Source organism: Pseudomonas sp. L13 (assembly GCF_009935965.1).
In the GTDB taxonomy this organism is placed as follows: domain Bacteria; phylum Pseudomonadota; class Gammaproteobacteria; order Pseudomonadales; family Pseudomonadaceae; genus Aquipseudomonas; species Aquipseudomonas lactis.
Window position 1 is genome coordinate 1 of sequence record NZ_QODJ01000057.1, and the last position, 14,544, is coordinate 14,544.

Annotated in this window: 3 protein-coding genes; 1 reads left to right on the plus strand and 2 read right to left on the minus strand. The window is 64.2% G+C overall.

Annotation, left to right across the window (positions count from 1 at the left end):
* Positions 1 to 172: 172 nt before the first annotated feature.
* Complete coding sequence (locus tag DK871_RS22970) at positions 173 to 727, minus strand: hypothetical protein (RefSeq protein ID WP_161906746.1); 555 nt, start codon at positions 725 to 727, stop codon at positions 173 to 175.
* Between the two features lie 72 nt (positions 728 to 799).
* Positions 800 to 2,611 carry a monovalent cation:proton antiporter-2 (CPA2) family protein gene (locus DK871_RS22975; protein ID WP_019817299.1) on the minus strand — a complete coding sequence of 604 codons (1,812 nt, stop codon included), beginning with the start codon at positions 2,609 to 2,611 and terminating at the stop codon, positions 800 to 802.
* 411 nt (positions 2,612 to 3,022) lie between these two features.
* On the opposite strand from DK871_RS22975, the gene DK871_RS22980 reads away from it, so the two are divergent.
* Complete coding sequence (locus tag DK871_RS22980) at positions 3,023 to 14,410, plus strand: autotransporter-associated beta strand repeat-containing protein (RefSeq protein ID WP_161906747.1); 11,388 nt, start codon at positions 3,023 to 3,025, stop codon at positions 14,408 to 14,410.
* Positions 14,411 to 14,544 lie beyond the last annotated feature (134 nt).

Genomic DNA, 14,544 nt, shown 5'->3' on the forward strand with positions numbered 1-14,544 from the left:
AGCGTGGTTTAACGGGGCGCCTAAGATCAAAAGCAGATCAAGATCAAGAGCGACTCGCTTCGCATCGTGGTTACCGTTGGCTGCTACAGCCTACAAAGTTGTGTAGATACCTATGGCCATCGCGGGCAAGCCCGCTCCCACATGGGTTTTGTGTTGGCTGGAAAGAGAGAGGTTACTTGCCGCCTGTGATCTGCTTCACCAACTGCGCATGCCCCTTCACATCATCCGCCCGGGAAATCGCCTGAATCACCAGCAAATGGTTGCCCGACCCCCCCAGGAATGTGGAGTTCAAGGTCTTGCCACCACCTTGGGTAGCGCTGCTGTCCACTTGGCGCAGGCCCAGGCCCTTGTAGGTGAGTTTCTTCTCGCCCAGTTTCTTGAAGTCGGGCAGGGCCGCGCTCTGGTCTTTGACGAAATCGGCCACGGCGCCGTCGAGGAACTGCGGGTCGTTATCCTGGATGGTTGCCCCGTCGTTGCGCACGGTTTCGGCGACGATCACTACACTTTTCGTCGTCGAGTTGGCGTACAGGGTGCCTTGGGTGTCGGCGGTGCCGTCTTGCGTCGTGCCGGAGGGCAGGGTGTCGGCGCTGTAGGCCTTGGGCAGTTTGAAGGTGAACTTGCCACCCAAGGTGGAAATGGTCTGGGTGGTGGGCTTGGCAGCAGCGAATACGCTGCCGGCGGTGAGCGCGAGGGCCAGCAGCATTGCGGTCTTGGTGAACGTGGCCATGAAGCACTCCGGGGATGAACGAGATTGCGGCGTATTCTGTCAGAAAATTCGCAATTTCGTTCATCGGCCCCGTCACACTTTGTCGGAAGATTCTTCCTCAAGCCTGTCCATTTCAAACAAGCGCGCCAGTTCCGCACGGGCTTCCTGGGCGGTTTGCATGACCTTGGCCGCATCGTCGTACACCGCGTGTTGGGCGGCAAGTACTTGTTGGTCGTGGGTCTTGAAGCGGTTGATGCGCGCATCGGCCTGGGCCTGGCTTAAACCAAGGCCGACCAGGGTGCGACGGCTCATTTCCAGGCTGGAGTAGAAGGTTTCGCGTACCGGTGAAGCGTCCAGGTCCACCAGGCGGTGTACGTGCTGGCGGTTACGCGCACGGGCGATGATCTTCATGTGCGGGTAGAGGTTGCGCACCAACTCGGCGGTCTTGATGTTGATCTCCGGGTCGTCCATGGCAATCACGAAGAATTCCGCTTGATCGACTTTGGCCGCGTGGAGGATTTCCGGGCGTTGGGGGTCGCCGTAGAACACCGGCATACCGCCGAAACTGCGGGTCAGCTCGATGGTTTCCACCGAGGTGTCGAGGGCGATGAACGAGATGTTCTGGGCGCGCAGGATTCGCGCCACGATCTGGCCCATCCGGCCCATGCCGGCGATGACCACGCGGGGCGCATCGCTTTCGATGGCGCGGTATTCCTCGGGCACTTCCACCGGCTTGACCTTGGGCTTGAACAGCTTAGGGCACACCAGCAACAGCAGCGGGGTCACGGCCATGGACAGGGTGATGGTCAGCACCAGCACGTCGTACAGCTGCGGTTCGAACAGGCCCTGGTCGCGGCCGATCTTGAACACCACGAAGGCAAATTCACCGCCCGCCGCCAGCACCACGCCCAGGCGCAGGGCACTTTCGCGGTTGAGGTCGCCCACCATCCGCCCGACGGCGTACAGCAGTGGCAGTTTCAAGCCGATCAGCAGCAGGGTCAGGCCGATCACCACCAGCGGGGTGCTGAGCAGCAAACTGAGGTTGGCGCCCATGCCCACGCTGATGAAGAACAGCCCCAGCAGCAGGCCCTTGAATGGCTCGATCTGGGACTCCAGTTCGTGGCGGTATTCCGAATCCGCCAGCAGCAGGCCGGCGAGGAAGGCGCCCAGGGCCATGGACACGCCCACCAATTCCATCAGCCAGGCGGTGCCGATCACCACCAGCAGCGCGGTGGCGGTGGACACTTCGCGCAGGCCGGTCTTGGCCACGATGCGAAACACCGGGCGCAACAGGTAGCGCCCGCCGATGATCACCACGGCGATGCTGCCGAGGATCTGCAACACGTGTTGCAGGCCTTGGGCCTCGGTGGTTGGGTGATCGCTGCCGGCCAGCAACGGCACCATGGCGATCAGCGGGATAGCGGCAATGTCCTGGAACAACAGGATGGCAAAGGCCAGGCGCCCGTGGGGTTGGTTGAGCTCCTTGCGTTCGGCCAGGCTTTGCAGGCCAAACGCCGTGGACGACAACGCCAGGCCCAGGCCCAGCACGATGGCGCTGTTCCACGACTGGCCAAACAGCCACAGCGCGACCGCACCCATCACCACGCCGGTGAGCAATACCTGGGCCAGGCCCACGCCGAACACCGCCTTGCGCATCACCCATAAACGTTTGGGCGACAGCTCCAGGCCGATGATGAACAGCAACAGCACCACGCCCAGTTCAGAAAACTGCGCCACGCTTTGCGGGTTGCCAATCAGGCCAAGTACCGATGGGCCGATGATTACACCGGCGAACAGATAGCCCAGCACCGCACCCAATTGCAGGCGCTTGGCCAGGGGCACGGTGAGCACCGCGGCGAACAGGAACACCACGGCTGCTTGTAACAGGTTGCCTTCATGGGGCATTACGAACTCCAGCATTTGCATCGATCAACGGTAGGAGCGAGCTTGCTCGCGAAAAACGCAAGGGCACCGCGCTGTGTTTTGTTTGCCGCGTCATCGTTGAGGATTTTCGCGAGCAAGCTCGCTCCTACGGCGAGGAGGATAGGGCGCTATTAGAGCGCTTTTTCACATTTGGAAACTTGTATTTTTGTCGCGACAGTCAATGGATGTTGGCGCTCATCCCATTCTTACGCCGTTTTTACGAAAGTATTAATACCATTTAATTCAATGGCTTTCGCGCAGGTCTACTAACGTTTCGAAAAACTGGATCAGTAGTCACCACGGTCAGGTGTTTCGAATTCGATGCGTGTGGATCGTTGAAACAAGGCGTGCACGCAGTCACGGATGAAAGGCTTGGACCACAAGGAGTAGAACGTGGATAGAAGACTTGCGACTGCCGCTTTACCTCGTATTTCTGCGCTTTCTCTTGCGATCCGCCTGGGAGTGGCCGGGCTGGTGATGGGGCTGGCGAGCCCGGATGTGTTCGCTGCCTGTACCCCGGCAAGTCCAATCGACGGCGCGACAGTCACCTGCACGGGCGCGCCGACGTTGCCGCTGTTTCCCAACACCTTCAGCAGCACAGCCAACAACCTGACGGTCAACGTCAACGTTGGCGCGCAGCTCAATACACTGGTGGGTGGCATTGCGCTGAACCTGACGGGCAACAACACGAAATTGAACAACGCTGGCACCATTGACCCTGCAGTACTCGGGTTGGTTTCAGCGTTGAGCGGTGGTGTGGTGATCGGCAACACGGCAGTCAATGTGCTGAACATCACCAACGCCGCCACCGGTGTTATCAAAGGTACCGGCGCGGTGCTTGGGGTGAACCTGGGCTCGCTGGGCGGCATGGCACTCAATGCCACCAACGGTGCAGGCGGCACTACCACGATTGTCAACGACGGCACCATTGGCTCCTCTTTCTTGCTCGGCCTGTCGCTGTTCTCCTCCGACACCCCGGTGGTGGCGGTCAAAGGCGGCGGGCAGGTCAATATGACGAATAATGGCACCCTGACCGGGCGCGTGGCGTTCGAGAGCTCCACCACAGGGAACACGTTCCGCAACACCGGCACTATCTCTGGCGGCGTGTCGATGGGGACCGCCAGTACCAACACCTTTACGGCAGTCACGGGCTCGCAAGTGACCAACGGCGGCGGCATCGGCGTAAGCCTGGGCGGACTGCTCGGCGTAAACCTGACGTTTGCGCCCACCGGCCAAGTGGACGGAGGGGCAGGCGGCAGCAACTCGCTGATTCTAGAGAATTCAACAGGTGTCGGCGGCGGAACCACGGGCACCGGCACAGCCTCAAGCGCCAACTATGTCAACTTCAACAACCTGGCCATCAACAGCGGCACCTGGACCTTGCAGGGGCCGTTGGTCAGCGGCAGCACCACGCTCAACGGCGGCGTGGCGCAATTCGATAACAACGCGACATTCGGCAGCGGTGCGCTCACCTCTAACGGCGGCGCTATCGAAGCCACCGCTAACAACCTGACGCTGGCTAACCTGATGACCCTGGGAACCGGTGGTCTGACGGTGCAGGGGGCTGCTACCGGGCTGACCTTGAACGGCCTGATCTCGGGCAGCACTGGCTTGACCAAAGCCGGTACGGGCGAATTGATCCTCAGCGGCGCCAACACCTTCCAGGGCGGCACCACCTTGAACGCCGGCACGCTCACACTGGGCAATGCCGCAGCACTCGGCACCGGTACCTTGACCGTGGCGGGTGCGGGCACGTTGCAAAGCAATACAGCGCTGACCACCAGCAATGCAATCGCCTTGAACGCCAATCTGACCGTAGGCGGCGTGAACCCTCTGACCCTGGGCGGGGTTGTCAGCGGTGGTTCCGGGTTGATCAAGACCGGCGCATCGAGCTTGTCGCTTACTGGCAACAATACCTACAGCGGCACCACGGCCTTGAACGCCGGTTCGCTGGTGGTCGGCTCAAACACGGCGCTGGGTACCAGTGTATTGAACGCAACGGCGGGTACTACGCTGGATGCCAGTGCCGCGGTGAACCTGGGCAATAACCTTAACCTGGGCGGTAACCTGATCGTTGGCGGCAGCAACGCGCTAACCCTTGGCGGCGTGGTGGCGGGCCTTGGCGGGTTGATCAAGAACGGCCCGGCTGACCTGATTCTCAATCAAGCGAACACTTACCTGGGCAACACGGCACTGAACAGTGGCAAGCTGGTGATTGGCGCCACCGGTGCCTTGGGCGCGGGTACGTTGAATGCAGCCGCAGGCACGACTCTGGACGCCAGCACCAGTGCTACGCTGGCCAACGCGGTCAACCTGGCCGGTAACCTTGGAATCGGTGGCAGCGCCAACCTGGCCCTGGGCGGCACGGTCAACGGTGCAGGCAGCCTGACCAAAAACGGCACGGCCGGCCTGACACTCAGCGGCAGCAATAACTTCGTGGGCGGCACCACCCTGAATGCGGGCAGTCTCACTGTCGGTAGCAACACGGCACTTGGCCTGGGCAACTTGACCGTCGGCGGCGCCGCAACCCTGAACAGCAATCCGGCGGTGACGCTGGCCAATGGCATTGTCCTCAACGCCGGGCTGACCGTCGGCGGCGCCAATGCGCTGACCCTGGGCGGTGTGGTCAGCGGCGCGGGTGCGCTGATCAAGGACGGCCTGGCCAACCTGACTCTCAACGGCACCAACACCTTCAGCGGTGGCACCAGCCTCAACGCCGGTACGCTGACCTTGGGCACGGCAGGCGCCTTGGGCGCAGGCCCCTTGACGGTCGGCGGTGCGGCAACCCTGGATACCAGCGCGACCTTCACCCTGGGCAACGGGATTGCCCTAAATGGCGACCTGACGCTCGCGGGTAACAATGACCTCAACCTCAGCGGCGTGATCAGCGGCGCCAGTGCGCTGATCAAAAATGGCTTGGCTGACCTGACCTTGAGCGGCAACAACACTTTTACCGGGCCATTGAATATTGTCTCCGGCAGCGTCACCACCGGCAGCACCGGTGCATTGGGCAACAACTCCGGTGTCAATGTCAGTACCGGCGCAGCACTGAACCTGGGCGTGAACTCCAGCCTGGCCGGCCTCAGCGGTGCGGGCGGCGTGGCAGTGGGCGGCGGTTTGAACCTGACTGTGGGTGGCGTGAACACCAGCAGTACCTTTGACGGTGACCTCAGCGGCGCGGGCAGCTTGATCAAGGTGGGCACCGGCACGCTCACGCTCAACGGAACCAATGGCATCACCGGTAACACGGCGATCAACGCGGGCACCCTGGATGTCGATGGTTCTCTGGGCAGCGCGGTGGTCGACGTGAATAGCGGCGGCACCCTCACCGGCAGCGGCTCGCTATTGGGTACGGCGAATATCAATAGCGGCGGGCACCTGGCGCTGGGCAGTGGCACGACCTTGTCGGCTGGGGGCCTGAACATGAGTGCCGGGGCCAGTCTGGATGTGGCGCTTGGCGCACCGTCGCTGACTTCGCTGATGAATGTCGGTGGCAACGTGAACCTGGCCGGCGACCTTAATGTGAGCGATGCCGGTGGCTTTGGCGCCGGCGTGTATCGCTTGATCAACTACACCGGCGGCTTGACCGGCGCGTTGAATGTCAACACGGTGCCGCTGGGCTACGCCCTGGGTGATCTGCTGGTACAAACCTCAGTGGGGAGCCAGGTCAATCTGGTGGTAGCGGCGCCGAATATTCGGTTCTGGGACGGTAGCAATGCGATTGCCAACGGCATCGTTGACGGGGGCAGCGGCGCCTGGACGGCGGGCGCTACCAACTGGACCTCGGCCGACGGCCTTTCCAATCAGACCTGGGGCGGTGGCTTCGCGGTGTTCCAAGGCGCGGCGGGCACCGTCAGCGTGGACGGCGTGCAAACCATCACGGGCATGCAATTTGCCACCGATGGCTACAGCCTCGTCAATGGCACCGGCGGGCAGTTGAGCACCGGCAGCGGCAACTTCGCCGTGCGTGTCGACCCGCTGGCGACTGCCACCCTCGGCGTGGATATCAGCGGCGCCGGCGTTCTGAACAAACTCGATACCGGCACGCTGGTGCTCAATGGCGCCAACAGCTACACCGGCGGCACCTTGCTCAATGGCGGCACGTTGGTGGTCGGCAGCAACACCGCGCTGGGCACTGGCACGCTGACTGCGGCAGCGGGCTCCACGCTGGACAGCAACGCCTCCGTAACCCTGGGCAATGATGCAGTCCTCAGCGCCAGCCTGACACTCGGTGGCAGCAACGCATTGGCGCTCAATGGCGCCATCAGCGGCGTCGGGGGGCTGGTCAAGAATGGCACGGCAGACCTGGCACTCGGCGGCACCAATACCTTCCTGGGCCCTGTGGCCTTGAACGCAGGCGGGCTGATTCTGGCCAGCAATACGGCGCTGGGCGCGGGCGTATTGAACGCCGCAGGCGGTACCACCTTGGACGCCAGCACAGCGGTCACCACCACTAATGCGATCAACCTGGCGGGCAACCTGGGCATCGGCGGCACCGCTGACCTGACCCTCGGCGGTGCAATCAACGGTGCAGGCAGCCTGACCAAGGAAGGCACGGCCAATCTGATCCTCAGCGGCGGCAACGGCTTCCTCGGTGGCACCACCCTGAACGCCGGTACGCTGACCTTGGGCAGCGCGACAGCACTTGGTTTGGGCAACCTTACCGTGGGCGGCGCGGCGACCGTGGATAACACGGCGGCGCTGACAGTGGGCAATGGCGTCGTGCTTGACGCCAACCTCGCCGTCACCGGCAGCAACGACCTGACCCTGGGTGGCCTGGTCACCGGCACGGCTGGCCTGACTAAAGACGGCGCAGCCAACCTGACCCTCAATGGCGTCAACACCTTCCAAGGCGGCATCACCCTCAACGCCGGTACATTAACCCTGGGCACAGCAGCAGCCCTGGGTACCGGCGCCTTGAACGTAAGCGGTGCAGCTACTCTGGCCAACAGCACACCGCTGGTATTGGCCAATGCGGTCAACCTCAATGCTGGCCTGACCGTGGGCGGTCTCAACAACAACCTGACCCTGGCCGGTGTGCTGGCCGGCAGCGGTAGCCTGGTGAAAACCGGCACGGCGGATGTGAGCCTGACCGGCACTAACACCTTCAACGGCCTGTTCGATGTGCAATCGGGCAGCCTCACCACGCTGGGCAATGGTGCACTGGGTGTCGGCGCTGGGGTCAACCTGGCGAGCGGTACTTCCCTCAACCTGGGCGGCAGCGCCAGCCTGGGCGCACTCACAGGTACCGGGATTGCCACCGTAGGCGCCGGCAGCACCTTGAGCGTCGGCAACAACAATCTGGACAGCACTTTCGACGGCGTCGTGGCAGGCCTCGGCAACCTGGCCAAAGACGGCACAGGCGCCTTGACCCTCGGTGGCCTCAGCGTGGTGACCGGGGATGCCCAGGTCAACGCCGGCAGCTTGCTCGTCAATGGCTCCCTGGCCAGCGCCAATGTGGCGGTGGGCAGTGGCGCCACCCTCGGCGGTACCGGCACCTTGCTGGGTAATGTGAGCATCGCCGATGGCGGCCACCTGGCCGTCAACTCCGGCGCGACCCTGACCACCGGTTCGCTGCTGCTCAATGCCAACTCCAACCTGGATGCAGGCCTCGGCGCGCCCGCCACGGGCGGCACGGCGCTGGTGCAGGTCAACGGCAACCTGACCCTGGACGGCACCCTCAACGTCACGGATATCGGCGGCTTCGGTGCGGGTATCTACCGCCTGATCGACTACACCGGTGGCCTGACCAACAACGGCCTGCTGCTGGGCAGCCTGCCGGTGAACATCCCGGCCAGCGACCTGGACCTGCAAACTGCGATTGGCAACCAGATCAACCTGCTGGTCAACGGCAGCACCAATGTGCAGTTCTGGGATGGCAGCCAAACCACGGGCAACGGCACCATCGAAGGCGGCAGCGGCACCTGGAGTGCAGGCGGCAACCAATGGACCGGCGTCAACGGTGCATTCAATACAGCCTGGACGCCTAACAGCTTTGCCGTGTTCCAAGGCACGGCGGGCACTGTCACGGTTGACGGCGCGCAAGCCATCACCGGTTTGCAGTTCGTCACCGATGGCTACAACCTGGCCGGCGGCGCAGCGGGCGCCCTGACCCTGTTCAATGGCGTGGGTGGCAACACCGCCGTACGTGTCGATCCCGGCGTCACCGCCACCCTGGGCGTGGCGCTTAACGGCGGCGGCACCCTGGCCAAGCTCGACACCGGCACCCTGGTGCTCAACGGCGTTAACAGCTACACCGGCGGCACCGCTCTCAACGGCGGCACGCTGGTGGTCGGCAATAACAGTGCCCTGGGCAGCGGCGTCTTGACCACCGCCAACGGCACCACCCTGGACAGCAACACCGCGGTCAGCCTGGCCAATGCACTCAACGTCAACGGCAGCCTCACCCTCGGCGGCAGCAATGCCCTGACCCTGGCCGGCACCGTGGCGGGTACGGGCAGCCTGATCAAGAATGGCATCGCCAACCTGACCCTCAGCGGTAACAACACCTATGCCGGCCAAACCGCACTCAACGCAGGCGGCCTGATCCTGGCCTCCAACACGGCCCTGGGCAGTGGCGCCCTGAACGCGGCCGCTGGCACCACCCTCGACAGCAGCACGGCGGTCGCCCTGGCCAACACGGTCAATCTGGCCGGCAACCTGGGCATTCTGGGCACCGCCGACCTGAGCCTCAACGGCCTGGTCAGCGGTAGCGGTGGGCTGACCAAAACCGGCGCGGGCAACCTCACGCTCAACGGTGCCAATGCCTACCTGGGCGGCACGCAGTTGAATGCCGGTTCCTTGACTCTGGGCAATGCGTCGGCACTGGGCAGCGGTGCCTTGGCGGTCAATGGGGCAACCACCCTGGACACCAACACGGCGTTGGCCCTGGCCAATAACACCAGCCTGAATGCCGCGCTCATCGTCGGCGGCAGCAACGACCTGAGCCTCAACGGTGTGGTGGACGGCACGGGTTCGTTGACCAAGGCCGGTGGCGCCAACCTGACCCTCAACGGCGCCAACACCTACAGCGGCGGCACGGCGCTCAATGTCGGCACGCTGACCCTCGGCAGCACCACGGCCCTGGGCTCGGGCGCGTTGACCGTCGGCGGTACGGCGACCCTGGCCAACAGCACGCCGCTGGTGCTGGCCAATGCGGTCAATCTCAATGGCGACCTCACTGTCGCTGGCAGCAACAACCTGACCCTGGCCGGTGTACTCGCTGGCAATGCGGCGCTGATCAAAAATGGCGCGGCGGACCTGCTGCTGACCGGCAACAACAGCTTCAGCGGCCCACTGACCGTGGCGGCAGGCAGCGTGAGCACGACGGGCAATGGTGCGCTGGGCACCACCTCCGGCGTCACTGTCGGCAGCGGCGCCAGCCTCAACCTGGGTGGCAATGCCAACCTCAACAGCCTGGCCGGCGACGGCGTGGTACAGGTGGCTGGCGGCAACACGCTGGCGGTGGGTGGCAGCAACCTGGATAACAGCTTTGGCGGTGCGCTCAACGGCGCCGGCAACCTGGATAAAAACGGCAGCGGGGTGCTCAACCTGAGCGGCACCAATGCCATCAGCGGTGCGGCCAACGTCAACGGCGGCACCCTGAATGTCACAGGTTCCCTGGCCAGCGGCACGGTGGCAGTGAACAGCGGCGCGACCCTGGCCGGCAGCGGTTCATTGGCCGGCGCGGTGACCGTGGCCGACGGTGGGCACATCGGCCTGGCCTCCGGCAGCACACTGTCGGTGGGCTCGTTGGTGCTGGGCGGCAACTCGAACCTGGATGTGGGTCTCGGCACTCCGGTGCTGGGTGGCGGCACAGGCCTGCTGAATGTCGGCGGCAATCTGACCCTGGACGGCAACCTCAATGTCACCGATATCGGCGGCTTTGGCAGCGGCGTCTACAACCTCATCAACTACACCGGAGCCCTGACCGATAACGGCCTGGCCCTCGGCACACTGCCAGGCAGCGTGGTGCCGGGCGACCTGCAAGTGCAGACCGCGATCACCAACAAGGTCAACCTGCTGGTGACCGCGCCCAACACCACCGTGCAGTTCTGGGATGGCAACAGCCTGATCGGCAACGGTGCGATTGACGGCGGCAACGGCACCTGGAACGCCGGTAATACCAACTGGACCAATGTCGACGGCACCCTCAACCAAGGCTGGGTCAACAGCTTCGCAGTGTTCCAAGGCGCGGCAGGCAACGTGACGGTGGACGGCACGCAAAACATCACCGGCATGCAGTTCGTCACCGATGGCTACAACCTGGCTTCCGGCACGGCGGGTGTGCTCAACCTGGTCAATGGCGGCACCGGCAACACCGCGGTGCGCGTCGACCCGAACGCCACCGCGACCCTGGGCGTGACCCTCAACGGCGCTGGCACCCTGGCCAAGCTCGACAGCGGCACTCTGGTGCTCAACGGCAGCAATGGCTACACCGGCGGTACCGCGCTGAACGGCGGCACCCTGGTGGTGGGCAATAACAGTGCCCTGGGCACAGGCGCCCTGACGGCGGCCGGTGGCACTACCCTGGACAGCAACGCGGCGGTCAGCCTGGCCAATGCGGCCGTGCTCAACGGTGCCTTGACGGTGGGTGGCAGCAACGCGCTGACCCTCAATGGTGGCATCAGCGGCAGCGGCAGCCTGGTGAAAAACGGTGCGGCAGCGTTGACGCTCAACGGCGTCAACAGCTACAGCGGCGGCACGGGCCTTAACGCCGGTCAATTGATCCTCGGCAATAATGCGGCCCTGGGCAGTGGAGCACTGACGGTGGGCGGCGCGGCGCAACTGGATGGCAGCACCGACCTGCAACTGGCCAATGCCCTCAACCTGGGCGGCCCGCTGACCCTGGCCGGCAGCCACGATCTGGCCCTCAGCGGCGTGGTCAGCGGCAGCGGCAGCCTGGTGAAAAACGGCAGCGGCGCCTTGTTGCTGACCGCTGCCAACACCTACAGCGGCGGTACCACGCTCAACGGCGGCAGCACCACCGGCAACACCACCAGCCTGCAAGGCGCTATCGCCAACAACGCGGCATTGACCTTTGAGCAAGCCACCGACGGCACCTACACCGGCAACCTCACCGGTACCGGCGTGTTGAACAAAACCGGCACCGGCGCGTTGCTGCTCAGCGGCAATAACACCTTTACCGGCAACACCAACGTCAACACCGGCAGCCTGTTGGTCAACGGCACCTTGAACAGCGCCGCGGTGCAAGTCGCCAGCGGCGCGACCCTCGGCGGCAGCGGTACCCTGGGCGGTGCGGTGAACATGGCTGACGGCTCGGTGCTCCAGGCCGGTGCCGCGACGCCACTGTCGGTGGGTTCGCTGGCCTTGTCGTCGGGCACCACCCTGGACTTCGCCCTCGGTGCGCCGGGTGCTTCCAGTACAGCGGTGAACGTGGCGGGCAACCTGACCCTGGACGGCACGCTCAACGTCAGCGATACGGGCGGCTTCGGCGTCGGCGTGTACCAGCTGTTCCGCTACGGCGGTAGTTTGACCGATAACGGCCTCACCTTTGGCACCTTGCCGGTGGCATTGGGTAACCTGAGCCTGCAAACGGCGCTGGCCAACCAGCTCAACCTGGTGGTGCAAACCACCCCAGGGCAGATCCAGTTCTGGAACGGCGGCACCACCAACCCCGATGGCAGCATCAGCGGCGGCAGCGGTACCTGGGGCCCAGGCACCAACTGGACCGATCCCACCGGCACCCAAGGGCAGGCGTCCACCAACCAGTTCGCCGTATTTGGCGGGCAGGGCGGCACCGTGACGGTGGTCGGCAACCAAGGCTTCACTGGCCTGCAAGTGCTGGACGCCGGCTACACGCTGGTCGCCGGCGAGGGCGGCAGCTTGAGCCCCACCAATGCGGCGGATGGCAGCCTGGCGCCAGTGCGGGTCAATTCCGGCGTGACCGCCCAGATTGATGCACCGCTGGTGGGAACCGGCGGCATCAACAAGCTGGATGCCGGCACCTTGCTGCTGACCGGCGCCAATACCTATACCGGCGGCACCACCGTCAGTGGCGGTACGCTGGCGGGCACCACCACCAGCCTGCGTGGCAGGATCCTCAACAACGCGCGGTTATTGTTCACCCAGCGCACCAATGGCCAGTTCAGCGGTACCTTGAGCGGCACCGGTGCGCTGATCAAACAAGGCGCAGGCGCGCTGTTGCTGACCGGCAACCAGCCGTTCAGCGGCACCGTGGCGGTGGAAGAGGGCGTGTTGCAAGTGGGCAACGCGGCCAACCCAGGCGCGGTGCTTGGCGGCCAAGTCACTGTGGCCAACGGTGCAGGGCTGACCGGTAACGGCAGTGTCGGTTCGCTGGTCAACAACGGCTCGGTGACACCCGACGGCGGCAAGCTGACCGTGGCCGGCAACTTCACCAACGCCAGCACCGGTGCGCTGAACCTGGTGATCACCCCATCCACCACCGGCTCCCTGGCCGTAGGCGGCACCGCCAACCTGGGCGGCACCTTGAATGTGATCAACCTGGCACCCTATGCCGGCGCCACCACCTACACCCTGCTGACAGCCGGCGCGGTCAACGGCACCTTTGCTACCACCAACCTGGAGAACCTGGCATTCCTGAATACAGCGTTGAACTACAGCCCAACCCAAGTGGCCCTGGCGGTCAGCCGCAACAACGTCAGCTACGCCAGTGTGGCGGCCACCGGTAACCAGCGCGGCGTGGCGGCGGCGTTGGGCACAGGCACCGCAGTCGGTGGCGCAGCGGTGCAAAATGCATTGCTTAACGGTAATGCAGCAGCGGCGCGCGCGGCCTTCGACAGCTTGTCCGGCGAAATCCACGCCAGCACCGCCAGCGCCATGCTTGAAGACTCGCGTTACGTACGTGACGCGGTCAACGAGCGCCTGCGCCAACCCGGTTGCTACCGCGAGGACGACCCGCGCAATGCTCTGGCACCCAGCGAGAACCACCTGAGCAGCGCCGGTTGCCACGGCGAGATGGTCGGTTGGATGCGCGTGCTCGGCACCTGGGGCCATATGGGCGGTGACAGCAACAGCGCCAAGCTGGACCGCAACCTCAGCGGCTTCCTGCTCGGTACCGACAAGCAAGTGGACGACGCCTGGCGCGTGGGCGTGGCCGCCGGCTACACCCGCAGCGACCTGGACGCCAAGCGCCGCAACTCCAGCGCCGATGTGGACAGCTACCACCTGATGGCCTACACCGCCTACCAGCAAGAAGCCTTCGCCGCACGCATGGGCGTGGCGTACAGCTGGCATGACGTCGAAAGCAAGCGCAACGTGGCCGTCGGCGGCGAGGGCCAACGCCTCAAAGCCGACTACAAGGCACGCAGTGCGCAAGTGTTCGGTGAAGTCGGCTACACCATTCAAACCCCTACCGTGGCCCTGGAACCGTTCGCCGGCCTGGCGTACGTCAACTATGACAGCGACACCCTCAAGGAAAAAGGCGGCTCGGCAGCCCTGCGCGGCGATGCCGACCAGGACATCACCTACTCGACCTTGGGCGTGCGCATTGGCCAGACCATCACCCTGGGCAACGGCTCGAAAATCACCCCACGGGGCAGCATCGGCTGGCGCCATGCCTTCGGTGATACCAAGCCCGACGCCGACCTGAGCTTTATCAATGGCGGTGGCTCGTTCAGCACCCAGGGCGTGCCGATAGCCAAGGACAGCGCGGTGGTGGAAGCGGGCCTGGATTACCAGATCAGCCAGAACGGCAGACTGGGCCTGGGCTATTCGGGCCAACTCTCGCGCAACGACAAGGACCACGCCGTGACGGTGAGTTTCTCCCTCGGTTTCTGATCAAGGCCGAGTTTTCTTGAACCGCCCGCAAGGGCGGTTTTTTTTGCCCCATGTAGGAGCGAGCTTGCTCCTACAGGTAAGAGCCGTGCTATTCCCCTTGTCCCCGCTTCCCATGTCACCCCCCAGCCCACAGA

What these genes read in the sequence shown, in the direction of transcription:
- DK871_RS22975 (WP_019817299.1), bottom strand. Translation starts at nt 2,611, where the DNA reads ATGCCCCATGAAGGCAACCTGTTACAAGCAGCCGTGGTGTTCCTGTTC.
- DK871_RS22970 (WP_161906746.1), bottom strand. Translation starts at nt 727, where the DNA reads ATGGCCACGTTCACCAAGACCGCAATGCTGCTGGCCCTCGCGCTCACC.